At 38.0% G+C, this 24,660-nt stretch carries 23 protein-coding genes and 5 pseudogenes; 9 read left to right on the plus strand and 19 right to left on the minus strand.

The window, feature by feature from the left end; translation table 11 throughout:
- Nucleotides 1–343: 343 nt before the first annotated feature.
- Entirely contained in the window at nt 344–1,663 is a 1,320-nt protein-coding gene (locus A3GY_RS0107615) for an FAD-containing oxidoreductase (protein ID WP_018030823.1), read from the minus strand.
- Between the two features lie 315 nt (nt 1,664–1,978).
- The gene (locus A3GY_RS0107620; RefSeq protein WP_040803993.1) at nt 1,979–6,112 is read right to left on the minus strand and encodes a Cna B-type domain-containing protein; all 4,134 of its coding nucleotides are present in this window, start codon (nt 6,110–6,112) and stop codon (nt 1,979–1,981) included.
- A gap of 272 nt (nt 6,113–6,384) precedes the next feature.
- Between A3GY_RS0107620 and A3GY_RS0107625 the strand changes: the two are divergent.
- Nucleotides 6,385–6,952 (plus strand): annotated as a pseudogene (locus A3GY_RS0107625) (tyrosine-type recombinase/integrase); the annotation flags it as partial.
- A gap of 246 nt (nt 6,953–7,198) precedes the next feature.
- On the opposite strand, the gene A3GY_RS0107630 reads toward A3GY_RS0107625, so the two are convergent.
- The 7 genes from A3GY_RS0107630 to A3GY_RS0107660 form a co-directional block, all read right to left on the minus strand.
- Entirely contained in the window at nt 7,199–7,852 is a 654-nt protein-coding gene (locus tag A3GY_RS0107630) for a GntR family transcriptional regulator (protein WP_018030826.1), read from the minus strand.
- 98 nt (nt 7,853–7,950) lie between these two features.
- Entirely contained in the window at nt 7,951–8,487 is a 537-nt protein-coding gene (locus tag A3GY_RS0107635) for an Asp23/Gls24 family envelope stress response protein (RefSeq protein WP_018030827.1), read from the minus strand.
- Nucleotides 8,488–8,511: 24 nt separating this feature from the next.
- Complete coding sequence (locus tag A3GY_RS10315; protein WP_018030828.1) at nt 8,512–8,727, minus strand: CsbD family protein; 216 nt, start codon at nt 8,725–8,727, stop codon at nt 8,512–8,514.
- Nucleotides 8,728–8,746: 19 nt separating this feature from the next.
- Nucleotides 8,747–9,268 (minus strand): Asp23/Gls24 family envelope stress response protein, encoded by a 522-nt coding sequence (locus A3GY_RS0107645; RefSeq protein WP_018030829.1) that lies wholly within the window; start codon nt 9,266–9,268, stop codon nt 8,747–8,749.
- A 30-nt stretch (nt 9,269–9,298) separates the two neighbouring features.
- Nucleotides 9,299–9,481: a DUF2273 domain-containing protein gene (locus tag A3GY_RS0107650; protein ID WP_018030830.1), complete on the minus strand. Its 183-nt coding sequence runs from the start codon at nt 9,479–9,481 to the stop codon at nt 9,299–9,301.
- A gap of 9 nt (nt 9,482–9,490) precedes the next feature.
- Nucleotides 9,491–10,072 (minus strand): alkaline shock response membrane anchor protein AmaP, encoded by a 582-nt coding sequence (gene amaP, locus A3GY_RS0107655; protein WP_018030831.1) that lies wholly within the window; start codon nt 10,070–10,072, stop codon nt 9,491–9,493.
- Between the two features lie 19 nt (nt 10,073–10,091).
- The gene (locus tag A3GY_RS0107660) at nt 10,092–10,325 is read right to left on the minus strand and encodes a GlsB/YeaQ/YmgE family stress response membrane protein (RefSeq protein ID WP_018030832.1); all 234 of its coding nucleotides are present in this window, start codon (nt 10,323–10,325) and stop codon (nt 10,092–10,094) included.
- Between the two features lie 503 nt (nt 10,326–10,828).
- Here A3GY_RS0107660 and A3GY_RS10470 point away from each other — a divergent pair.
- Nucleotides 10,829–10,994: pseudogene (locus A3GY_RS10470) on the plus strand (helix-turn-helix domain-containing protein); the annotation flags it as partial.
- A 174-nt stretch (nt 10,995–11,168) separates the two neighbouring features.
- Here A3GY_RS10470 and A3GY_RS10475 read toward each other — a convergent pair.
- Nucleotides 11,169–11,468: pseudogene (locus A3GY_RS10475) on the minus strand (hypothetical protein); the annotation flags it as partial.
- Between A3GY_RS10475 and A3GY_RS09785 the strand changes: the two are divergent.
- A pseudogene (locus A3GY_RS09785) lies at nt 11,469–11,783 on the plus strand (MFS transporter); the annotation flags it as partial. It abuts the pseudogene before it with no gap.
- A 50-nt stretch (nt 11,784–11,833) separates the two neighbouring features.
- Here the strand turns inward: A3GY_RS09785 and A3GY_RS0107670 are convergent.
- The 3 genes from A3GY_RS0107670 to A3GY_RS0107680 all read right to left on the minus strand — a co-directional run bounded on the left by A3GY_RS0107670 (nt 11,834) and on the right by A3GY_RS0107680 (nt 13,074).
- Complete coding sequence (locus A3GY_RS0107670; protein WP_018030834.1) at nt 11,834–12,166, minus strand: type II toxin-antitoxin system PemK/MazF family toxin; 333 nt, start codon at nt 12,164–12,166, stop codon at nt 11,834–11,836.
- On the minus strand, nt 12,160–12,405 hold the full coding sequence (locus A3GY_RS0107675) for an AbrB/MazE/SpoVT family DNA-binding domain-containing protein (protein ID WP_003089974.1): 246 nt from the start codon (nt 12,403–12,405) through the stop codon (nt 12,160–12,162). Before A3GY_RS0107675 ends, A3GY_RS0107670 begins: the two co-directional genes overlap by 7 nt.
- Nucleotides 12,406–12,471: 66 nt before the next feature.
- Complete coding sequence (locus tag A3GY_RS0107680; protein WP_018030835.1) at nt 12,472–13,074, minus strand: helix-turn-helix domain-containing protein; 603 nt, start codon at nt 13,072–13,074, stop codon at nt 12,472–12,474.
- A 143-nt stretch (nt 13,075–13,217) separates the two neighbouring features.
- On the opposite strand from A3GY_RS0107680, the gene A3GY_RS0107685 reads away from it, so the two are divergent.
- The 5 genes from A3GY_RS0107685 (at nt 13,218) to A3GY_RS0107705 (ending at nt 17,000) form a co-directional block, all read left to right on the plus strand.
- On the plus strand, nt 13,218–13,661 hold the full coding sequence (locus A3GY_RS0107685; RefSeq protein WP_018030836.1) for a hypothetical protein: 444 nt from the start codon (nt 13,218–13,220) through the stop codon (nt 13,659–13,661).
- A gap of 278 nt (nt 13,662–13,939) precedes the next feature.
- Nucleotides 13,940–14,362, plus strand: a complete 423-nt coding sequence (locus A3GY_RS0107690) for a hypothetical protein (protein ID WP_018030837.1) — start codon at nt 13,940–13,942, stop codon at nt 14,360–14,362.
- A 2-nt stretch (nt 14,363–14,364) separates the two neighbouring features.
- Nucleotides 14,365–15,393, plus strand: coding sequence for a replication initiation factor domain-containing protein (locus tag A3GY_RS0107695; RefSeq protein WP_018030838.1), 1,029 nt, complete (start codon nt 14,365–14,367; stop codon nt 15,391–15,393).
- Between the two features lie 58 nt (nt 15,394–15,451).
- Nucleotides 15,452–15,712, plus strand: coding sequence for a helix-turn-helix domain-containing protein (locus A3GY_RS0107700; RefSeq protein ID WP_018030839.1), 261 nt, complete (start codon nt 15,452–15,454; stop codon nt 15,710–15,712).
- Between the two features lie 70 nt (nt 15,713–15,782).
- Nucleotides 15,783–17,000 carry a site-specific integrase gene (locus A3GY_RS0107705; protein WP_018030840.1) on the plus strand — a complete coding sequence of 406 codons (1,218 nt, stop codon included), beginning with the start codon at nt 15,783–15,785 and terminating at the stop codon, nt 16,998–17,000.
- Nucleotides 17,001–17,109: 109 nt separating this feature from the next.
- Here A3GY_RS0107705 and rpsI read toward each other — a convergent pair whose 3' ends face one another.
- From rpsI to A3GY_RS09790, 6 genes are all read right to left on the minus strand, one after another.
- Nucleotides 17,110–17,502, minus strand: a complete 393-nt coding sequence (rpsI, locus tag A3GY_RS0107710) for a 30S ribosomal protein S9 (RefSeq protein ID WP_018030841.1) — start codon at nt 17,500–17,502, stop codon at nt 17,110–17,112.
- Nucleotides 17,503–17,522: 20 nt separating this feature from the next.
- The gene (gene rplM / locus A3GY_RS0107715) at nt 17,523–17,969 is read right to left on the minus strand and encodes a 50S ribosomal protein L13 (protein ID WP_018030842.1); all 447 of its coding nucleotides are present in this window, start codon (nt 17,967–17,969) and stop codon (nt 17,523–17,525) included.
- A gap of 322 nt (nt 17,970–18,291) precedes the next feature.
- Nucleotides 18,292–20,040 carry an Ig-like domain-containing protein gene (locus tag A3GY_RS0107720; RefSeq protein WP_018030843.1) on the minus strand — a complete coding sequence of 583 codons (1,749 nt, stop codon included), beginning with the start codon at nt 20,038–20,040 and terminating at the stop codon, nt 18,292–18,294.
- Between the two features lie 74 nt (nt 20,041–20,114).
- Complete coding sequence (locus A3GY_RS0107725; protein WP_018030844.1) at nt 20,115–20,978, minus strand: DegV family protein; 864 nt, start codon at nt 20,976–20,978, stop codon at nt 20,115–20,117.
- A gap of 14 nt (nt 20,979–20,992) precedes the next feature.
- Nucleotides 20,993–21,718 carry a 23S rRNA (guanosine(2251)-2'-O)-methyltransferase RlmB gene (gene rlmB / locus A3GY_RS0107730; protein WP_018030845.1) on the minus strand — a complete coding sequence of 242 codons (726 nt, stop codon included), beginning with the start codon at nt 21,716–21,718 and terminating at the stop codon, nt 20,993–20,995.
- 121 nt (nt 21,719–21,839) lie between these two features.
- Complete coding sequence (locus A3GY_RS09790) at nt 21,840–24,053, minus strand: Spy0128 family protein (protein WP_018030846.1); 2,214 nt, start codon at nt 24,051–24,053, stop codon at nt 21,840–21,842.
- A 215-nt stretch (nt 24,054–24,268) separates the two neighbouring features.
- Between A3GY_RS09790 and A3GY_RS10145 the strand changes: the two are divergent.
- Nucleotides 24,269–24,462 (plus strand): annotated as a pseudogene (locus tag A3GY_RS10145) (aromatic acid exporter family protein); the annotation flags it as partial.
- Nucleotides 24,463–24,660 lie beyond the last annotated feature (198 nt).

Genomic DNA, 24,660 nt, shown 5'->3' on the forward strand with positions numbered 1-24,660 from the left:
ATTTTTTTGAGCAGTCGGATGATGATACGATAACCGTAGATAAACTGATTTTTCATACAGAGCTTCTCAATTTTCTCCACAACATCGTTTCTTTTCTTAGGCTTCTCGCCTTCCGCTTTCCGACGGTAGTTCGAGTTTAACTAGAACAACGGGTAGACTATATATTTTTACACCAATCACAATATAAAAATATTCCTTGATATCTAGAACATGTTATATCCAATGTAAACATATAACTCTAGAGAATAATATAAAAACAGCATGTGATATTTATTTCACGTGCTGTTTATCTGACATCAAAAGTTTTTTTGTGATATCATCACCAGAGTGTTCAGATTATTGTTTAGACATTAAAAACATCATTTAAGTTCTCAGCCATAGTTGGATGAGTGAACACTTGATTTTTGAAGTAGGTATAAGGAATATGATTATCCATAGCCATTTTAATCAAATTGATGTTTTCCTGAGACTCACGACTAAATAATGTAGCTCCTAGAATTTCCTTGGTTTCTGGATGAACATGTACTTTATAAACTCCACGAAGATCATCGTTCACATGAGCACGTGGCATGGAAGAGACAAGTAATTCATTGCTTTGATAAGGAATACCTTGCTCAATGAGTTGACTTTCTTTCAAACCAACACTGGATAACGGTGGTTCAATAAAGGTTGTTGTAGGGACATTTTGACGTTTAGAAAGATTATAATCCTCATTACCTGTAAGTTTACCAAAGACAATACGAAAATCATCCAGAGATGTGTAGGTGAACTGTAGGCCTCCATTGACATCACCAACTGCGTAAATATTAGGCACGCTACTTTCGCAATAGTCATTAACTCGAATAGCGCCTTGTTCCGTTAAGGCGATACTTGTATTTTCAATTCCGAGTCCCTCAATATTAGGCTTTCGTCCAGTCGCATACATGACGACATCAAAGGTGTAGTCCACATCATCTGCACTTAAGATAACCTTGTCTCCATTATTTGTGACACTGGTAACACGGGCATTGAGCTTAAAGGTTACACCATCTTCTTCTAGGTAGCCTTTAGCTAGATGGACTACTGACGGTTCTTCACGAGGTAGGAGTGTATCCCCTGCTTCAAAAACTGTTACTTTGGTTCCTAATTTAGCATATAAACTAGCAAATTCAAGTCCGATATTCCCACCGCCAATCAATCCTAGAGTTACAGGCCGCTTCTCTAATTCTTGAATACCTGTACTATCAACTACGTTTTTAGTATCTAATAAGTCTGAGATCGGCAAGGTATTCGATGTTGCGCCTGTATTGATGACAATAATATCAGCGGTTAATTGGTTCACTTCATTACCAGTAGTAATCTCCACAACCTTATTTGAGATAAAACGAGCTTTGGCATTGTACAAGTCCACACCAGCTTCTGTCAAACTAGCCTGATTCTTTTGACGCAAACGAGTCGTAACAACCTCTTTTCGTTCCATCGTTTGGGAAAAGTCTAAGTTATGTTCAGCTGCAACCATCATCGTTTTAGTTGGAATACAACCAATGTTGATACAGGTACCACCATACATGTCAGCGTCCTGTTCTATAAGGGCAACATTTTTCCCAAGAGCGCTCATTTTAGCAGCTAGCGTTTTTCCGGCTTTACCAAAACCAATGACCAAGAGATCATAAGATTTAACCATAATCATTTCCTCCAAAAATTAATTAATACTGCTATTATAACAAAGTCTGTTGAAGATTGTCCGAAATTTGATATTAGCCAAAATTGAATAAACGGAAAATACTGAGACACCGATTATGAAGCACTTTAAAATGTTGTATCGTTTCTTATCTTCAGTCATTATCTATTTTATTTTTTTGATATTATTCAATGCTTATTAATATAAAACAAAACGAGCATTTCTTTATATAGATTTGCTCGTTTTTTCTTTAAAAGAGAAGTCCTTTACAAACTACCTCTTAGTTAACTCAAAAACAACCATTTTTTACTATAAATTTTACATCTTTCTTGATTTATAATAAATCACTCCAGAAATAGTCGCTATAATGAGCACAATTCCCAAAAGAATCAATTTCGAACCACTTTTATCTCCAGTTGCTGGAAGCAGAGATGATTGTTTCGGTTTATCTTTTTGATTGCTTGATGGTGAACTTGGTTTATCTGATTTAGGAGTCGTTGGTGTAGTTGGCGTATGTGTATTCGTAACATTCATACCATCAACTACTGAAGTATAGCCATCAACGGTATCTTCCCTTACTGTATAAGTAACTTCCTTACCATTTTGATATTTAGCAATATCTTTAAAGCTGTAAGTCCAGTTAGTATCAGCTGTCGCTGTCGCAGTTAAGCCCGTATCAACACCATTGGCTAAAAGGTGAAGCGTGATGGATTGTGGTCGAATACCATCTTGGTCATTATTATCATCCCATGTTTTCTGACCAGTTAGGGTGATTGTTTCTGGAACGTGGTTATTTGTTACGTTCATACCGTCCACTTCCGCTTTATAGCCTTCTGGAATGTTCACTTCTTTGACAGAATAACTAACTTCCTTACCATCTTTATAACGGTCAAGATTTTCAAAACTATACTGCCAGGCAGTCGCTTCACTGGCTGTTGCGGTTTGACCCGTTGCTTCACCATTGGCTAAAAGCTCAACTGTAATGTTCTCTGGACGAATACCGTCTTGGTTGTTATTGTCGTTCCAAACTTTTTGCCCTGACAAATTAATCTTTTCAGGTGTATGAGTATTCGTAATGGTATATTGACCGTCATCATCTTTTTCAATCTTGGTTTCATAAGCGGTCACTGCAACTTCTTTCACCGTATAAGTAATTTCTTTACCACTCTCATATTTAGGCAAAGCTTTAGATGTAAATGTCCAGTCGCTTGCTTCACTAACTTCAATCTCATCAACTACCTCTTCACCTTTCAAGATTTGAACTTTGACAGTTGTTGTTCGTTTACCATCTTGATTATTATTATCATCCCATTTCTTTTGTCCCGAGATGACGATTGTTTCTGGGTCATGACTATTCGTGATAGTTTGCCCCTCAACTGACGCAGTATAACCTTCTGGAGTATCTACTTCTTGCACAGAGTAAGCAATTTCTTGTCCTTTTTCAAATTGTGGGAGATTTGTAAAGGAAGCTTCCCATGTATTGTCATTCGTTTGATTATCGGCTGTTAAAGTTAAGGTTTTGCCAGCTATTGGTGTCGGTTTTGCCTCGCCAACAGATTTATATAATTGAACTGTGATAGCACTTGGACGCTTACCATCTTGGTTATTATTATCTTTCCAAACTTTTATTACCTTATATTCAATAGCTTTTGGAATATACTTATTTGTAATGGTGAAATCATTAATGATGGTCTCATATTCTTCAACTGCCTCTTCAGTAACGGTGTATTTAATTTCTCTACCGTCTTTATATTTTGGCAAATTAGTAAAGGAAGCTGTCCACGTGCCATCAGCTGCAGCAGCTACTTTTTGACTATCTACCTTCTCACCATCCGCTAAAAGATTGACCGTAATTGAAGTTGGACGTTTACCATCTTGGTTATCGTTATCGTCCCAATTTTTTGTTGCTTTCACATCAACCGTCTCAGGAGTATAAGAATTAGTTATATTATAACCATTAATACTTGTGCTGTAACCATCAACAGTATCTTCACTCACTGTATAAGTAATCACTTGACCATTTTCATACTGTGGTAAATTATCAAAATGATAAGCCCAATTAGTGGCTGCCGATACTTTTTGACTATCTACTTTTTTACCATTGGCTAAAAGGTTAATCGTGATACTATCTGGGCGCTTACCGTCTTGGTTGTTATTATCACTCCATGTCTTAGTTCCAGAAATAGAGGTTGTTGCTGGGGTATAAGAATTGGTAATATTGTAACCATCAATAGTTGTTGTATAATCTGAGACCGGGTCTTCAGTTACTGTATAGTCAACCTTTTTGCCATCTTTGTATTTAGCTAAATCAGTAAAATTGTAAGCCCAGTTGTTATTAGCAGTGACAATTTGACTATCTACTTTTTCACCATCAGCTAAAAGGTTAATCGTGATACTCTCTGGGCGTTTACCGTCCTGGTTGTCATTATCGTTCCATGTCTTAGTTCCGGAAATTTCTACTTTTTCTGGTGAATAAGTATTTGTAATATCATAACCGTTTACCGTTGTGGTATATCCGTCAACCGGTACTTCTTCAATAGTATAAATAACTTCAGTTCCATTGGCATACTTTGGTAAATCAGTAAAATTGTATTTCCAGTCATCTTTATTTGTGACTTCCTTACTTGCTACCTGTTCACCATTTGCTAGCAAATTAATAGTAATTGAAGCTGGACGTTTACCATCTTGATTATTATTATCGCTCCATGTCTTTTTACCTAAAATCTCAGTTACTTCAGGCTTATGAGTATTTGTAATAGTATATCCATTTTCAACATCTCCCGAGACTTTGGAAGTATACCCATCGACATCAACTTCTTTCACTGTATAAGCAATCTCTTTTCCTTCATCATCTATTTTAGCTAGGTTTTCAAATTGGGCTGTCCAATTATTTTCATTGTTCAATGTCACAGTTTGTCTATCAACTGCTTGACCATTGGCATAAAGTTGAACGGTGACACTTTCTGGACGTTTACCATCTTGGTTGTCTCCGTCTTCCCATTTTTTCGTAATAGGAATAGAGACTTTTTCTTTAGTATTTTTCACCCTACGGATAATTCCGTTCTCACCAACCGTTACCTTAAAAGGAGTTGGGTCAAGAACATAACCTTTTGGTGCTTTTGTCTCAACCACTGTGAATTCTCCTTTTTTAGCTTCCTCAGCTGAATAAACTTTAGATTGTGCTACACCATCTTTTTCAATTTTGACAGTTTCTTTGTCACCACTTGGAGATGTAATTTCAAATTCTGCTCCATTCAGTAAATTACCTGTTTCTGCGTCTTGTTTATATAGCGTAATACGATAACCAGTTTCTAACTGAATAGTCCCGCCTGTTGTAATTTTTGTAGAACGTGTTACACGATTAACAGTTGTAGTTCTCTCTGTGCTAGTTGTTAAAACCTTTTCTCCGCCCATCATTGATAATTCATTTACAACATCTGTTCCGTTTGCAGGAGAAGTCGTTGAATAATAAACATTATAAGCTGCTGGCTTACCATTTGTCGCTAAACGCGTAGAAGTATTTAATAATTTAAGCTCAAAGCGAGTATACGCACTATTATACTCAATTATGTAGTCTTCCCCTTCTTTTAATACCTGTATATCAGTTAAATTAAGAGTAGAGTTATAGTATCCTGCATAAACTTTTAATTTTTCAGGGATAAATTGCATAGGCGCGGAATCATCTGGAATAACATCCTTAAGACTGATAGAATCGTAAGTAGATTGATTAGTATTGACTCGTAAAAACCAGTTATGAATATATTCTCCACTTTTATTTAGAATCCCAGAACTCCAAGATTCCTTTTTCATGACACCACCAATTTTTGCAAAGTTTTCTTTTTTTATACCCTCTGTATAATCCGATGAACCTCGCTCTTTTACAGATATGGTATGTGTTATTTCTTTATTGGTTTGTGTTACTGGATACGTCAATGTTTCTCTTTCAGATGTTTTCGTTACTTTAAAATCAGTATAAAATATTCCTTTGACACCTTGAACTTGACTTCCACCTTTTTTAGCAAGATAATCTTTTAAATTTTTCAGAGTAACAGTAACCGTTCCTCCTTTGCTGTCTCCGTTTGACTTAACAACGGCTGTTCCCACAGCTACGCCTGTTTCCTTATCTTTTAACTCAAAGTTCGTATTTTCGACTGTAATTGGAGCTGGGACAGTGAAAGTAAAGTAATCACCATCATTCAACTTTCCATCATACTTAGATAAATCAAAAGCGGTCTCAAAGCGATAACTATTGTCTTTAACTAAATTATAGACACCTGAACCATTCGGACGAAGTGTTTCACCATTGTTAACATCCCATAATGAAATATCTGTAATAACATTGGTTAATTCATTTCCACTGGTCGCACTAACAGTCTGTCCCGCCGTCAGCAATCCTATCATTAGTAATATAGGACTCAGTAACAATAGAAAATAATTTCTAATCTTTCTCATATCAAAAACTCCATTTTATTATTTAGCATCTAAAATACTACTACTATTTTACCCCCCCCCCCCCCGAAAAGTCAAGTAATTTCAAGGGATTAGCGTAACTTTTTATTAATGGGTTTTGTTTCTTTTTTGTAATATCATTTTGATATAATGTTGTTTATCAAAGGAGGTAATAAAGAGGTAATAAAAATGAAAAATTACTTAGCTTATTACTTTTAGGAATTGCTACTATATTTCTAATATCTTGTTCCAAACAGAATACTCTTGATGGAAAGTATTATAATCAATATGTATTATTCTATACAACTTTTTTCTTAGGAGATAGAAAATCCGAAAGTTACGCTTTGCAATGGAAACACATTAACATCAAGAAACAGGAAATTCAGTTAGTGAAAGCCTTGGACAAGTATAAAAATCCAAAATCAACTATTGGAATTGACAAAATTCAATATTATTCAATCTGATGAACAGTATGTCTTTACTTATATTGACACAAAAGGAAATGTTAATAGTCCCTTACATACTGATTATCTTAATAATAAGATGAAGTCAGTCGAACGCCGTCATAAGGAACTAACACACGCCACACCGCATAAATTACGTCATACGGGTGCAACTCTTGCCAAACAATTTGGCACATCACTAGAGGACATTTCAGAAGCTCTAACACATAGCGACACTCTCACAACTAAAACCTATGTCAATACTTCAAATGTCATACCAATGGCTGTTGGTGAAATTGCTTACCGTAACCTTAAAAAGCAATGGTGTGATTTTGGTGTGAAAAGTGGTGTGAATTTTGCCAAAAAACCATCAAAAAACACCCCATGGTGTGAACCATGAAGTGTTGATAAATGCTGTATTGCAGCCGTTTCTTAACGTTTTGAGAATTTCTCTATTGAAAACTATAACTACTCAATACTTACAAATACCTTTATATCAATGTTTTCAATAATAAAATCACCTTGAAAATAGGCTGAAATCCATAAATTAGAATATAGTTGACACCAATTATCACCATAAAATAGAATAGTTAACCACCTTTAAACAAAGATGCTTTTTGAAAAGTTGGTTCTATATCTTTATTTTTTAATTATTTGATAATAATCCCTGTGATAATTGAAAAAATTTTTCCATTCGAGAGTGGGCTAGATTATCTCCCACAAAAAACAAATGGTCTCCTTTTTCTATTATAGTATACGGACTAGGCGAAAGGATCAGTTCCCCATCATGCTCTATCGCGATAACAGTTGCACCTGTATTATGCCAGATATTTAGGTCGCTGATACTCTTTCCCAAATGCTCTGTATCCTTCGTTAATATTAATTCATACGGTGTTAAAGGAGAATGACGACTTACCAATTGGGACTGTAATAAAAACTCATTTATAAGTTCAGATAGCTGAGCCAGTCCCTGTTCTTGTTTTGAAATTCTGTCTCTAATGTGTTCTTTAACTACTGAAATAGAATGTGTTATCTCGTAATTTTCTAAAAATTCAATTGCCTTTTCTTGCGACAAAACAATCGCTCCGCTGCCATGTTTTAAGGTTAGGATTTTCATATCTGCCAAGATATTTAAACCTTTTCTTGCAGTCTCTGCTGATACATTAAATTGAGTTGCTAGTATTGTGCGAGATTTAAGTTTTTCGCCTACTTCGTACTCACCATTAGCGATACGCTTGGCAACTTCTACTGCAATTTTTTGATATTTTGAACTAATAATTTCCGAATGACTTACTTTCACAAGTTAGTGTCCTCTCCTTTCTATACATATATTATATAATACTTTAGAGATATATTCTAGAAAATATATAGAAAAGAAGAGGTTACCCTCTTCCCAACTTAATTCACACGAGATTCTTCGAGTTTTTCTTCAACAGCTTCGGTCCCGTTTATAGTAGCTTCTTTTACTTTTTCAGTTCCAGCTGCAACAGCATCCTTAGCTTGTCCAGCTTTTTCACCAACGAATTCGCTCGTTGCTTGAGCAGCATCAGTCAAACGATCTTGAACCGTTACAGAGTCTGTCTCATGCTCTGCTTTTGTTTTTACATCAACAACATTAACGTTAAGTTCAACGACTTTCAAATGAGTCATGACTTCGACATTTTGATCTGCGATAGCTTTAATGCTTTCAACAATCGCTGGGATATCTTTGCCGTATTCTACGATAATATCCAAGTCAATTGCAACTTCTTCTTGACCAACTTCAACTTTAACGCCTGTTTTGACATTTTCAGAGTTAACCAGTTTATCTTTGATGTTTGAAAAGAAGCTACCGCTTACAGCCAAGAGACCATCGACGTTCTGGAGAGCATAGCCAACGATTTTAGCGATAACACCATCGCTATAGGTTACTTCACTTTTTATTGTGTCTGTCATATGATATACCTACCTTTTTTATCATTAGAGTTCTTTGTCGTCTTTTTTCTGGTTTTTAAGACCCTCAACAGCACCATCGATAGTATCTTTGGCATTTGTGAATAGCTCTTTTGCTTTACCAACAAGCTTGTCAACTTCACCTTCAGTTTCCACTTCTTTGTCACCAGTTACTTTTCCAATAAATTCTTTCCCGTTCCCTTTTAACTGGTCTACTTTTGCATCAAATTTTTCTTCTGACATATTATTATCCTCTTTTCAATTATTTTACACGTGGCTCAGACTTCAAGTCTTCAACTTTTTCAACACCAGCACCAACAGCAGATTTCATATTGTCTACTTGATTGCTTGCAAATTCTGTTGTCGCACTTGCAGCGTCAGCAACTCGGTCTTGCAAGGTGATAGAATCTTCTTCATACTGTGCACGTGTTTTAATATCAACAACATTTACATTAACTTCAACAACTGTCAAGTCTGTCATTCGGTTAATTTCAGTTTCCACAATTTCTTTAATACGGTTGAAAATCGTAGGAACGTGTTTTTGATACTCAGCAATAATCTTTAAATCTACTGCTACTTCCTTTGTACCAACTTCCACAGAAACACCATCACGTGTTGTATCAGTGTTGACCAATTTATCTTTAAGGTTTGCAAAGAAACCACCGCTTACCGCCAAGAGACCGTCAACGTTCTCCAGAGCAAGACCAACGATTTTTTCAATAACTTTATCGTCATACGTCAATTGACCTTTAATTGTAGAAAGATTAGTAACTGTTTTTGTCATAATAAATTCCTCTTTTCTTAATTTTTTTGCTTATTTAATCCATTGATTTAAAAGACCTGATTTTTCAATCCAGCGAGCACTGTAAACCCCAAGAATAATACAGATGATAGCAAAGATAGTTTTGAAAAATCCTACGGTCAAGAGTAAAAGGCCTAAAAGCAAGCCTACTGCACCCCCAAGGAGTGGAAATTTATAGCGTTTAAATAATGTCATAACTACCTCCTAAACAACACGGCTTTTCTTCTTAACGGCTTTTGGTTGAATATCTTTGACATAAACATTAAAATCAACGGGTATATCAAGACCAAAAAATGCTTCTAAACCACTTTGAATATCAGCTTTTAGCTTGTTTACCTGAAGAAGAATGTTAGTTTTATCTCTCAATTCTCCCTTAACTTGGACATCGAATTTTTTTTTGTAGATATCGGCAACCACTTGTGAATTTTTCATTAAACCAGATTGCTCAACAGTTGATTTGACAAAGCCTTCAATTGCTGATTTTTTCAAATATAATTTGCCTTTTTGATTCTCAAGAAGCACCTCTATATAGCGACGAGGGTAAAAGAGAACAACAAGCAAGATGATCAGCAACAAAACAAAGAGAACCACAGATGCCCAAAATGAATAGTTTGATAACCATTCAACCGTCCAAGGGTTCAAATCAAATAGATTTAATCTTAGATCAAGCCAATTGAGAAAGGCTGGAACTCGAACCAAGTTTTGAGTCACAAGGATGACAAGAGCTAGAATTGTCATCCCTACCAGACTAAGTAAGGCAATTAATACTTTTACTAATTTTGTCATCCTATATTCCTCACTTAGTTCATTTTTTGAGAAAAAACGATACTACAATAACAACGATAACAGCACCAAAGATTGATGGAATCAATGCCATACCTGCTAGACTAGGTCCCCAGCTACCAAGAAGGGCTTGACCTACGTAAGAACCAATCAGACCTGCAAAAATATTTGCAATCCATCCCATTGAACCACCTTTTTTAGTAAGAACTCCAGCAATTACACCGATTAGTGCCCCAATAATTAATGACCACAACATGTAATCATCCTCCTTTTCTCTTTAAAGACTTTTATAAAAAATATTAAGTTGTCACTTTGCATAGTCTTTCAATGTTTTACTTTCAAGGATAAAGTTACTTTTATATGCTTTTGGTATAAACACCAAGCAAGTGACACTCTCTCTTTTTTTATATATTGTCATTTTATCTTAAAATTTTAGTTTATACAAGCTTTTTGTTTGTATTTCAAAAAATTCTAATAGTGTACACTTTACTAAAATTTTGAATATAAAGAATTTTTTTCATAAATAAATCTGATAATATATAGAGTATTCTTTCATTACTTTATTATTAACATTTTAGCTATAGCTACAAGTGTCTACAAATTTTAGTAGTAGAGCTACATATCCCCACATGAACAGATAACTAAAACCATACATCCTTTGTACAATCAGGATACGAGTAGACTTTTATCATCTATCAATTAAAATATATAAAAGGAGAAGTAGCAATGAAATCTTTTGAAGAAAACTATACATAAAATATACCTTCTCGTATCAAAAATTTAAGAGAAAAACATAATTTAACACAAAGTGATCTAGGTAATGCAAGTTTAGTTAGCCAATAACGAAATTATTTTTAAAAATATTATAGAATTTGCTGAAAATCTATTTCACTATTCCTTCAGTTCTATCTTATTTAGAAATTTGAACAACTTTTGTTTAGATAAATTTCAAAAGCCTTTAATATCAAGTATTTCTACGCTTTTCTGAAAGCGTTATTTCAATTAATCTCAACTAATTTCATCTGAATGGTGTGAATTTTACCCCAAAATTACAAAGAATTGAGCTGATAAATACTAAAAGTTCACACCATTAGTTAAACTATTTTTTGTTACGTACGTTTTTCTTAGATGATAGACCTCCTAATTTATTTCTTATAGCATTTGAGCAGACCTAAACCTCCGTTAGAGGTTCTCCTATTTCCTCCTTGTAATTAAGTAAAGCAACTAATTGTTTCATTGAATCTTCTTTCCCATCTTCAACACTAGTAAATGAAGATAGCAGAGAAATAAGCCGTTCTAAAGTGTTGTGCAAATGCTCAATATCTTTATCATCAATATGTACTTTTTCATATTCTTCTTTATATGCCTGAGCAATTCTAATTGACTGTTCTCGTTCCGACTTCTCACTCCTAGCTGGTCTTATCCATTCCTAACCTTAGGATTGTTTATTTATGGTATTGGTGGAGGATATTTTCAACCTGCTAACATTGCTAGTATTATGCAAGCCAGCCCCATGGAAATGCAAGGAAGTACAGGAGCCTTACAGCGAATGGTACAAAATGTTGCTATTTCGACTGGTTCAGCAGTTGGTTCAACCTGTCTAAATCTTTGGTCAAACAATCTATTATTAGCTGCTCGGATTGGATGGGGAATTACATTAGTGCTAGTTATTATGAGTTTAAAAGACATGATTTTTTCAAAATACAATCATTGACTATAAAAAAGATTTCAGTGTCTACTTACTGAAATCTTTTTTATATATAATTATCCCTTTTCAAACAATACTTTCACACGAGCTAGCAAGCTAATCAATAACTCGTCTGAAACATCTTCTATATACCGATAATCTCTAGCATTGAAATCTATTGTCACCAACTGGTCAAGTAAGACTTTACCAGTTGTTTCAGTATCTCTCAGAGGGACATAAAAGGGGTAATCTCTTTTGGTATTGCTAACAGGGGCAAAAATAGCAAGGTTAGAATACTTCGTAACAACGCTATGACTTAAACAAATATAAGGGCGATAACCTTTTTGTTCATGACCTTGTTTAGGGTCAAGGTTAATTTTAATGATAGACCCTTGCTTAATACTTACCATTGTTCATTACCAACACTTTCAAAAATGAATGGCGTTACAGAAACTGGCTCACCCTGATAATCTTTAAAAAGGTCATCAACTGTTAATTCTGGGACTGTCGTTGCCTTTTTAAGAATAATCTTGTTCCCTGACACTTCATAATCAAGAATATCGTTGGTATGTAATTGTAGTTGCTGTACTAATTGTTTTGGGAGACGTATAGCTGAACTGTTCCCCCATTTATTAACTGTTAGTTGCATAATGCCACCTCCTCTTTTTTAGTATTATATCATAAAAGTATCATTTTGTATATACTTTGAACTATATTAACTCTTTTTGTCTAATAGGTCTTGAGTAGTTACAATGTATTGCGCTTTTTGGTACAAATCTTCAATTTCTTCTATTCTGTCAAAAGCTTTCTCTAAAATACTTGACCCGTAGGCCAGTTCATATTCTGTTTCAGGCTCAGTTTTGTCCTCGGCTCTCACTAATATCCCAGTTGGAATATATCTATAGAGATGTTCATCTGTTTCAGGGTCTAGGATAGGCTCTCTTTTTAATAAGTTATCTAATTTTGTAATAGTTTCTAACGCATAAGCTTCAGGAGTACTATAATCTTCCAAATCTAGGGAAAAATTGTGAAAAGTATTTACAGCCTTCAAAAGTAAGTTAGCTTTATCCACATAGTCGTCAGTCTCAAAGACACTATTTTCCAGTTCAATTTGAGAGCTTGTCCCAAATAACTGGTTGGGTGTTGCTTTAAAAAATTTTGCAATCTTTTCTAGATTAGCAAATGTTGGGTAGGCAGTCTGATTTTCGATATTTGAAATGGTTTGTGGCGAAATCCCTAATTTTTTAGCGAGTTCTTTTTGAGAGAGTTCTTTTTGTTTTCTCAATCTAATTAAGTTAGGGGCAAAATTTTCTATCATTTCTCTATCCTCCAAATTTTTATTTATATTATAACACTTTTTCTTTTGTTTTTACAAAAAATACTTGACTTTATATTTCGATAAGTTATAATGTAAATATAAAATTTAAAATGTTTAAATGCAATATATATCAGGAGGCAACAATGACTCACTTTTACGATTATACCCAAACAATTGAACTTGTCTCTGGCTTGAACTCTGTCTCAACCTTAAAGAAATGGCGTTTAAAGATTGAACAGTTAACAGGGCATGCCTTTCAAGAAGATAGGATACGAACAGGAAAACGTTCCTACAGCAAAGTATTTCTCTTTACAGCTGATGATATTGAAAAGCTCCAACGAATTGCAGATACCAAAGGAAACCTTGGACTTGATAAGGCAATCCTAAAAGCTTATGCACCGAGTAGAGCTTCCCCTTTATCCGTTAACCAAAAAATCAGTCGCTTAACCGTTCAGCTAAAAGGATTAAACCAAAAGGTAACTGACTTAACACAACAGAAACAGCTATTAGCTATTCGTATAGAGCAGTTAAGCAAACAGATTGAAGAGTTAGAGAAACCAAAGAAGAGAAAATTATTTGGGAAGTGAGCACGGTTAGAAGCACAACGCCATGGGCGAGTGTGTGGAAACACGGTAGCCCATAATGGCGTGTCGTGCTTGGACGGGCGAACTTCCCCAAAATCAGTACCCCATTACTAATAGGGGGTACGAATGTACATGAAAAGTGGGCTGAACCCTTGATACGTCAGGTGTTACAGGTAATTAGTTCTACTGATTGATGAAAAGTCTTGGGAGAGTAAGGCTCAAAACAATTTCTGTGTACGTTTAAAAAAGATGACTAGTTTGAAAATACAAAGGAGAACACTATGACAAACTTAACACTAACTGACACAACACTTAAACTTGGCGAATTGAACCTTGATAAAAGTCAATTCATGCTTCCTAAAAAAGTGGTGGTGCTTTCTGCTCGAATGAGCTATAAATATCATGACGTTAATGGTGAACAAGTCAAAAGTGATGAAGTTTCCAAAATTGTTTGCACTGTACAAGACGCAGATAAAGTAAAAGTTCTAAAAGAGATGAATATTGCCGTTGAAGAACTCAAAGCAATTACGCTTGAAATTCATGACAACCTCGACAAAATCACAAAACTGGCAGAAAATGACGGCTTACTTGATAAGACCGTTGAACTGGTCAATCCTCAAGTCCGTCTCATGTGGAACATGACGCGTAGTAACTGGTCTGGCGTAAAACTGGTAGCCAATGACCTTAAAATCATTGGGGATTAAACATGGACAACAGCGTGAGGATTGACTACTTCGCTGTAACCGTTAAAGATGTCCCACCAGAAGAGATATTAGAAGATATATTGCTCATTCCCCAAGATAAGTTTGCTCTTAATGCTTGGGGAATAAACAAGTACCAACGTCACTATGCCTGTTCAGACATCAAGGTTTACTTTAACCAAGTTTTAGATAGTATGGGGGTCTATTTAGAACTCAAAGGTCAAGGTTGTCGGCAATATGAGGAATTTATGGCAGGTAACGCTAATAACTGGGTGGCATTGGTCACACGCCTGTACCGCTATCAGATCAACTTTACCCGAATAGATATTGCCAATGACATCTATGATAAGGCTTTATCGGTTCAAACCCTCTATGCTTACTGTAAACGGGGCTTATGTATTACGAGAGCGCAGCATGTTGATTACCACGAGCGGTCCGTTCTAGAAACAGGCGAACGGGTTGGTGAGACTGTTACCATAGGGGCACGAGGTAGCCAGCAATGGTGTGTCTATAACAAACTCATGGAACAAAGAGGCAAAGGTAAGGTCGTTGATAATACCAACTCTTGGGTCAGAGCAGAACTCCGTTGTTGGCAGGGCAAAGCCAATATTATCGCCCAGCAAATGGTTCTTAAAAGACCTCTGACAGCCATTTACTTTGAGGCAATCAACGGACACTACCGCTTTGTCAGACCTAATGACAGGGATACCAACAAGCGCAGACGACCACCTGTTAAATGGTGGCAGGATTATCTCCAAACAGAAACCAAAACACGATTGAGTATTGAACGCACCAAGCCAACATTGAAACAGTCTGAACAATGGACGGAAAAACAGGTCTCAAAGACCTTAGCCAAACTTTATGTGGCTAAGTATGAAGCAACCACACTTGAAGGAGCAGACCAATTTCTTCAAGACCTCTTAACATTGGGACTATCGAAATTTACCAGCAGCGATGAAAGGGAGATTGAACAATATCTCCGTGAACATCAGAGCTCCGACTATTGGGGCATACAAAAAGACGATTTGCCGTAAACAAATCGCCTTAAAATAATAACTACTAATATTATATCATGAAAGGACAAAAAAGGCTATGCAAGTGATTTTACCAGATGAACAAATTCATCAGCTACAACTGTTAATTAGCCAGCTGATAGAAAATGAAATAAAAAATAAATTGGATAGTAACAACGTTGAAAGTCCATTCTTGAACAAGCAACAAGCTTGTAAATATCTGGGAATCGCCAATAATACGCTTGATTCTTGGATAAAAAAGGGGTTACCAGTTATTCGAGTTGGAAAAACTGTCCGCTTTGATAGAATTGAACTCAATCACTGGTTACAAAATCAGTAGCATTATAACCGTGGTTTGATATAATTAAGCCACGGTATTTTTCTAGCTCAATTCAAAAAAGGAGAATACTATGTCAATTACAAAAACTAAAAATGGAACTTATCGCTTACGTATCTATGTCCCAGAAGAAGTTAAATCATCATTGGGAATTGATAAAAAAGTGATTGAAAAACGTTTCAAATTAAGGAGTGAAGCTAAAAAATACGAACTTGAATTACAAAACAGGATTGATAAAATTTTAAGCGGAGATGCAACCTCATTGGAAACAAATGGCTCAATCCTCTTTTCCGATTTTTATCACAATGTTTGGTGGGAATCCTATAAAGCAGGTCAAACAACATCTACCACAAAAACACCTTCACAAGCTACTATTGACGGTACAGAAATTGTCTTTAGAAAACATATCCTACCCTTGCTTGGAAATTATTCTATTGATTTTCTCAATCAAAATAAACAAGTTGTTTTGAACCTATTGACCCAAAAAGCAGAAGAATATGCCAACTTCAAGGTCATCAGAAGTTATGTTAACTCTATTTTTGATTGGGCTGAGGAATTAGAATATATCGAAACTAATCGTCTCTCTAAAACCATTAGCCGTATTAAAGCAACTAAAAAAATCAAACTACAAGAGGCTAAAAATGATGAAGATTTGTATCTGTCACAATCAGAACTACAAGCGTGGTTTACAGCTTTTGAAGAAGATTTAGAAAATGACAAACTCCTGTTCAAAGATTATGTGTTATTCTATACAACTTTTTTCTTAGGAGATAGAAAATCTGAAAGCTACGCCTTACAATGGAAGCACATTAACATCAAGAAACAAGAAATTCAGTTAGTGAAAGCCTTGGATAAGTATAAAAATCTAAAATCAACTAAGGGTAATAAAAAGACGACTTTCCATATTCCCATTGAGCTAGCTGATTTACTCCGTGCTTGGAAAAAGCAACAAAAATTGGAATTAGCAAAATTCAATATTATTCAATCTGATGAACAGTATGTCTTTACTTATATTGACACAAAAGGGAATGTTAATAGTCCCTTACACGCTGATTATCTTAATAATAAGATGAAGTCAGTCGAACGCCGTCATAAGGAACTAACACACGCCACACCTCATAAATTACGTCATACGGGTGCAACTCTTGCCAAACAATTTGGCACATCACTAGAGGACATTTCAGAAGCTTTAACGCATAGCGACACTCTCACAACTAAGACCTATGTCAATACTTCAAATGTCATACCAATGGCTGTTGGTGAAATTGCTTACCGTAACCTTAAAAAGTAATGGTGTGAATTTGGTGTGAAAAGTGGTGTGAATTTTGCCAAAAAACCATCAAAAAACACCCCATGGTGTGAACCATGAAGTATTGTAAAGTCTGTATTGTAGCTGGTTCTTAACGTTTTGAGAACTGGCTAGCCTTACGAGCTTTCTTAAGACCTGGTTTTTTACGCTCAACTTTACGTGAGTCACGTGTCAGGAGACCTGCGCGTTTAAGAGAATCACGGAAGTCTGGGTCAACTTCAAGAAGGGCGCGGGCAATGCCGTGACGGATTGCTCCTGATTGACCTGCATAGCCACCACCAAAAACGTTTACGAAAACATCATAAGAACCTTCAGTTGATGTTACCGCGAAAGGTTGGTTGATGACAAGACGAAGGTCAGCATGTGGGATATACTCTGCCACATCTTTTTTATTTACGGTAATTTTACCAGTACCTGGAACTAAGCGAACGCGTGCAACTGCGTTTTTACGGCGTCCAGTACCTGCATATTGTGCTTGTGCCATTTATTTTTGCTCCTTTCCTCTTAGATAAGTCCTGTAATATCCAGTACTTCTGGTTGTTGTGCAGCATGCGTATGCTCAGAACCAACGAAGACTTTCAATTTCATGCCTTGTGCGCGTCCAAGAGTGTTATGTGGAAGCATCCCTTTAACTGATTTTTCAATCAGACGGACTGCATTTTTAGAGCGCAATTCACCAGCAGAGATCTGCTTCAATCCGCCTGGATACATAGAGTGAGTGTAGTAAATCTTATCTGTTGCTTTTTTACCAGTTAATTTCACTTTTTCAGCATTGATAACGATGACGAAGTCACCAGTATCAGTATGTGGTGTGAAGGTTGGTTTGTTTTTTCCGCGAAGAACGCTTGCTACGACCGCTGAAAGACGTCCAAGAGGGACATCCGTTGCGTCAACAACGTACCATTTACGTTCAACTTCACCTGGCTTAGCCATGTATGTTGTTTTGTTCATGATTTCTCCTATACGAATCTTTAATGTTTACAGCGTGGATGTTCCGGTCCACAGGTTATTTGAAGGGTTCCGGGGCCTTTCAAATGGGGTAAACAATACCGTCTTATATCATACCAAATTTCCATGCCCAAAGCAAGGTTTTTGGAAGCAAAATATTTTTTTATTTGCAAAACGCAGTGGCTCCCGATTGCTGCTTCTACTTGCTTTTTTAGAAGCTTTTCTTTTTGAACTATCAGTCTCACAAGCGCGAGACCTTAAAAATAAGCGCCCCAAAGGGCGCTCACTCATCATAAGCTGATATAGCTCAAAACCTTATATTAACTTAAACCTGTGCTTTACGATAGTAATAAGCAGCAGTTAACAAGGTGAAGCCCCCTAAGACCGCCAGCCAAACGCCTGTCTCATCTCCCGTTGAAGGAAGACCTGATTTTTTAGGCTTGCTTGATGTCGTTGTACCGCTTGTCTTGGGATCACTTGGACGTGTGGTCACAGAATGAGTTGTTCCCGCTTCTGTTGTACTGGCACTTGTCGTTGACGCTGCCGTGGTAGACGTGGTGGAAGCTGTCGTAGTAGCTTCTGTGGTTGTGGTAGCAGTAGTACTTGTCGTGCTTTCCGTTGTTGCAGTGCTGCTTGCGGTGGTCTCTGTAGTGGTGGTAGTCGTTGAAGCAGCTGTGCTAGCCGTGGTAGTCTCTGTGGTCGTTGGACTTGTAGACGCCGTAGTCGTACTTGTGCTTTCCGTTGTGGTCGGAGTGGTCGTTGCAGTCGTAGTCGTGGTGGTTGATGTTGTTGTCGTAGTGGTAGTCGTGGTGGCTACCTGTTTATTGACAATCGTTTTCTCAGCAACCTTGCTTGTGCCGTCAAAGTCTGCTGGATTAACCGTGACATCTTCTGCTAAGCTATAGCCCGAAGGAGCAGAAACCTCCTTTAAGATGTATTCATCGTTCAAGAGCTGTCCGAGTGTCCCCTCACCAGACGAATCTGTTGTGATTTGTCCTACAGTTTGACCGCTTCTGACACGAATAACATCAAATACTGCATTTGCCAAAGGCTGGTTAGATTCATTGACCTTGTTAATTTTAATGGAATACACATAACCTTCAGCCTGTCCCCCACCTTCATAGAAGGTATAAGATCTTGAAGCAGTGCTGTTAATGCTATTGTCCGTTGTCAAGGTCGCATCATTATAAAAGATCTCGCCATCTACCGGTGTATAAGGGATTTTAGCAGAATAATAGATGCTGACCCCTTGGCTAGAATCTAAATTACCTAAGTCAACCGAGAAGGTATTACCAGATATCGTTACAGGGAAATCACTTGTCCGATCCACACCATTTTCTAAGAACCATTCACCATTTCGAGAGACCCAGTCTCCGATATGGATTTCAAAAGATCCCTCTACATAAGAAAGAGATGTATTTTGCAAAACATCAACAACCTGAACATTGGTCATATCCTTGCCTGATGTGTTGAGAGAGAGGTGGTAACGAATCAAGCTAGGGTCGGCATCGTTTTGTTTCCAGGCAGATTTGCCAATATCATACGGAGTGGCTTCACCGACCCCTGCAAATTCATAGTTACCGCCAGAAATGAATTTCCCATTGACGGTAACACCGAGTGGCATGGTCTGTGCATCCTGGATAACATTGTGATCCACCCGCACGTAAAAGTAGAAACTTCCCTTAATACCTGAATGCGTCTCAACAAATTTAGTGTAAGTCAGCTTAATTTCTTTGGTCGCTTCGTCTACAACTGCTTTCGCAACCACATTGCCGTCAGCATCCTTAACATCAAAGGCTGCTGTATCTGTAAAGGTGATAATATCAGGGATCTTAACGGTAGTTGTATCTCCTTCTTTCACCTCATTATCAGGCAAAGTAAAATCTGAATTTAAGCGGAAGGTCTGCCATTGTTCGATATCCCCAGTCAGTTCATTACCAGCTTGGTCCGTGATATAGACCCTCGTAATAACATCACCTTGCTCTGCAGCTTTAACCTGACTAGCAACCAAAGCAATCAGCCCACTAATGGCAAACAAAGCCAGAGTAGCTATCACCCATAACTTTTTTCTCATATTCAAATAGTCTCCTTATAATCATTCATTATTTTACACTTCAAACCATGATAATGTCAAGTTATTTAGCCGTTTTATTGCCGTCCGTCTTTCCCTATGACAAAAACTGCTAAAGTATCAGGTCCCACATGAGCAGAAATAACCGGCCCTAAAGGTAAAATGATGACTTCTTGAATCTCCCCATTTGACAGGAGTTCTTCTTTCAAAGATTGAGCCGACTGTTCATCATTGGAGTAGGCTACTACAGCCGTAGGGTCTTGAATATCACTAGTCGCCTGCTTCAGCATTTCCTTAATGCCTTTTTTACGGCCACGTACCTTGGCAAGGGGTACCAATTTCCCAGAAGCGTCTATCCAAAGCAAGGGTTTTATATTGACAATATTTCCCACAATGGCTGAGGTTTTTGATAAGCGTCCCCCACGCATCAAATGGTTCAGATCATCAACCAAAAAATAAGTTCTTAAACGAGGCAGCAAATCCAGAATCATCTGCTTGGTTTCCTCAAGGCTTTTCCCTGCCTCCCTTGCCTCAGCTGCTTTAATGACTAAGAACCCCTCTCCTCCTGCTGCAGCCAAAGTGTCAACAATATCAATCCTAGCTTCCGGAAAGTCTTCTAAAACCAATTCCCGCGCAATCATCGCTGACTGATAGGTTCCCGACAAAACAGAGGAAAAAGCTATGTAGAGAACCGGTTGATTGCTTTGGACCTGTTGGCGGAAGTAGGCCTCAAACTCACCCACATTGATCTGACTAGTGGTTGGCTTGGCTCCCTGTTTCATCTTTTCCAGTAAGCTCTCACTGTCTAAGCGGTCTGGGCCGACAGTTTCGTAGGTTTTCCCATCCAAATTAATGGTAAGACCGATTAGGTCAATCTGGTGGGCCGCTGCCCAATCTTCCTGTAAATCAGCGGTTGAATCTGTCAAAATGCTGAAAGTCATTTCTCTCTCCTTTGTTATCGATTTCGGAAAACTTCATACATTAAAATAGCTGCTGCAACACTGGCATTGAGGCTTTGAACATGGCCATTCATAGGGATGGTAATCATCTCATCCACCTGCTTTTTGATGTTAGGCGATATTCCTTTACCTTCATTACCAATAATCAAAGCAAGCTTGCCTGATGTATTCCATTGTGTTGCGGGTGTTCCTGCCATATCCGTTCCAAACACCCAAAAACCTTCAGCTTTGAGCTTCTCAATCGCCTGACTGAGATTTGTCGTTCGAGCAATGGGAACATGGGCAGCTGCGCCTGTTGCTGTTTTAGACACGACAGGAGTAACCCCGACGGCACGATGTTTGGGAATAATCACGCCAGTTACATTGGTCGCATCGGCTGTCCTTAAAATGGAGCCAAAATTATGCGGATCATTCAGACCGTCTAAAACTAAAATCAGAGGATTCTCTTCCTTGTCTGCTTTGGTTAAAATAACCTCTAAATCACTATAAGCAAACTCTGCGACACGCAGTACAAAGCCCTGATGAACAGCTCCTGAAACCATCTCCGTTAGCTTTTTTTTGGATGTCCAAGAAATGGAGACCTTTTTCTTTCGAGCCAAGTCTTTAATCTGTTCAACATTCTTGCCTCGTAAATCATCCTGTAAATAAAGTTTATTTCCTCTATCGGTCTCCAAGCTCTCAATAACAGCGTGAACACCATAGACTATATCCGTTTTTTCCATACCCTCATTATATCACAATTATAGGAGAAAAAAATAGCCCTTAGGCTTCAGGACTGCCAAAGGAAAAAAACAAAAGAGACTGCTTAATCAGTCTCTTAATGTCTCTTCCGTTTCGCGGATATTAACGGCGCGTACGGTAAAAATAAATTGCCGCCGCTACAATCACAACCACACCTATAATGGATAACCATAAGCCTGCTTGCTCTCCAGTTGATGGGAGGCCGGACTTTTTAAATGGTTTTTTCGATGTTGTTTGACTTGGATCTGATCCGGTTGATGGATCAACAGTTGCTGTGGTTGTGTTTCCTATCGTCGTGGTACTGCTGCTTGTTGCAGCGGTACNAGTCGNTGTNCTTGANGTACTGCTTTCTGTGGTCGCAGAGGTGGTNCTNGTCGTNGNNGCCTCTGTGGTCGCAGTCGTNCTNGCNGTCGTGGTACTGCTGCTTGTTGCAGCGGTACTAGTCGATGTACTTGACGTACTGCTTTCTGTGGTCGCAGAGGTGGTACTAGTCGTCGTAGCCTCTGTTGTCGTTGTAGCAGTTGTGCTGGTCGTAGTCGTAGTGCTTTCAGTCGTGGTAGTCGTGGTCACATACTGGTTCTCGATGCTAGCATCCGGTGAATAAGTTACTGCAGCGACATATTTGCCATCCTGCTGCGTCACTTCAACAGTTGCCGTGATTTCCTTATCACTGTACGTAATATCTGCCAAATCACCCTTAACTTCTGAGATGGTGTAAGTATAGGTTCCCGTTTTATCAAATGTCAAGTCATCAAAGGTTACCTGACCATTTTCAGCATTCGTTTTGGTCTGCAGGACTTGATTATTGGCATCTTTCAATTCAAAGGAGAACTCCCCTTCCTTCAAATGACGCCCTGTCAACGATTTGGTGATTTGCAAGCTGGCTGTTGCTGGTGAAATCTTCGTGTTTTTAATAATGCGAATAGCACCGGCCGAACCAATTGTCACCTTAACAGGATCCGTTAACAGCTGGTAACCATCTGGCGCCTGAACTTCTGTAACCGTAAACTGTCCTTTAGCAACTTCTTCTGAAGAAAAAATTTCAGAATAAGTACGTCCGTTGGCATCTGTTGCTGGCAGAGTAATTTCCCTGCCACTAGGTGTCACGACTTTGAAGATAGCACCGGCAAGGGTTGCACCAGTTTCAGCATCTTGCTTATAAAGCACCAGTCTATAACCGGTGTCCAGAGAGATGCTCCCTCCTTCTGAGATCCGGCTCGAACGTTCTGCGTAAAAAGATGTGCGATTGTTTGTAGTTGTCGTTGTTAGCGCTGTGTCATCATTAGTTACAGAAATGGTATTTCCAACCATTGAGCCGTCAGCCGGAGATGTCGTATCATACACGACCTGAAACGCCGCTGGCTGACCATTAGCGGCAATGAAGCTGGAAGGCTTTAAAATGCTTAAAGTAAAATCAGTATAAGAAGAATTATAAGTAATGGTGTAATCCACACCTTCAACCAGAGTTGCTGAACGCGTTAGCGCAAAGCTTTCCGGTCGATAATAGCCTGCATATACCTTGACACTAGTCGGTATATACTGCATTGGCCCACCCGTCTCTGAAATACTGTCTTTCAAGACAAGAGGTGTCATATAAGTTGCCTGTCTAGCATTGAGACGAACGGTCCAAGGATGGACATAATCCCCAGACTTACCGAGTTCTGCCGAGTTATATGACCGTTTGGTCAAAACACCGCCAATTTTAGCATAATTTTCGATGCCGATAGCCGCAGAAAAATCATTGGCTTTTCGTTCAGAAACAGTAATTTTATTAGTAATCGTAGTGCTGGTTTCCGTTGAAGGGTAAGTCCATGTCTCGTTTGTCACAAGTTTACTGGAGAGAAAGTCAACAAAAAAGTTTCCTTTGACATCCCGAACCTGCTCAGCACCTGTAGCCTTTAGATAAGCTGCCAAATTTTTTAGAGTGACGGTCACCACGCCTCCCTGGCTATCCCCATTCGAGGACACTACGGCAGTCCCAACTTCGACATTTGTCGCTTTGTCAACCAGGGGAATACTAGTTCCATCTTTGACCGTTGCTGGAGCAGGAATGGTAAAAGTAAAGGTATCTCCATCCTGCAGTTGACCATTGTATTTACTCAAATCAAAGGCTGTGTCAAAACGATAAGTGACATTTTGAGTCAGCAGATAGGTTCCGCTGGCATCTTTTGAAACCTCACGCCCATTACCAATATCATACAATTTAACACTAGTAATTACATTGGTTAATTCTTGTGCATCAACCTTTTGACTGGAAAAAATAAAGCTTGTCAAAAGCAAGGCAGGCACTAAGAAAAACATCCAAATCTTCTTCATTTATAAAACCTCTTACAATTTCTCATACTAATAATCTCATAAGGCAAGATAAAAGTCAATGGTTAAAGAATTAACAGACTATCATTGGTGTGTAAAAGAAACCCTTAACGCATATATTCTTTAAGAGATTTTTAATCTGATTTTTATCTATTTTCCAAGATCAGCAATGCGCCCGCCGATGCGTTCTTCTAGCCGTTCCATCTGCTCGGTCATGTATCAGCCGGGAAAATCCCGCCCTCGAACTGATGGATGATATCGCCCTCTTTCACCAGACCTTCCGCAAGCGCCCCTACCCCAAAGCCGCCAGGAATTCGAAACCAGGGCCACCCTCTTTCAGCTCCTCCAGGATATGGAAGAATTTATCCAGCTCAAAGTGGACTTTTATCAGAATGACAAGGAAGAAATGTAAAAGAGTTTGGGACAAAAGAAGTTCCAAACTCTATTTTTTCGTTTTAGATACTAATGGCGCAGTGGTTGAGTGGGCTCTAGCAATCTGGGAGATTGTTAGAGGTCGGAAATGAAACAAACGGAGTTTGTGTCAAAATACGCTGATAAATCAGCTTTTATAGCCCTATACGGTTGATGCGAACAAGTTCGCTTTATCTCC

Source organism: Streptococcus ferus DSM 20646, assembly GCF_000372425.1.
Classification (GTDB): Bacteria; Bacillota; Bacilli; order Lactobacillales; family Streptococcaceae; genus Streptococcus; species Streptococcus ferus.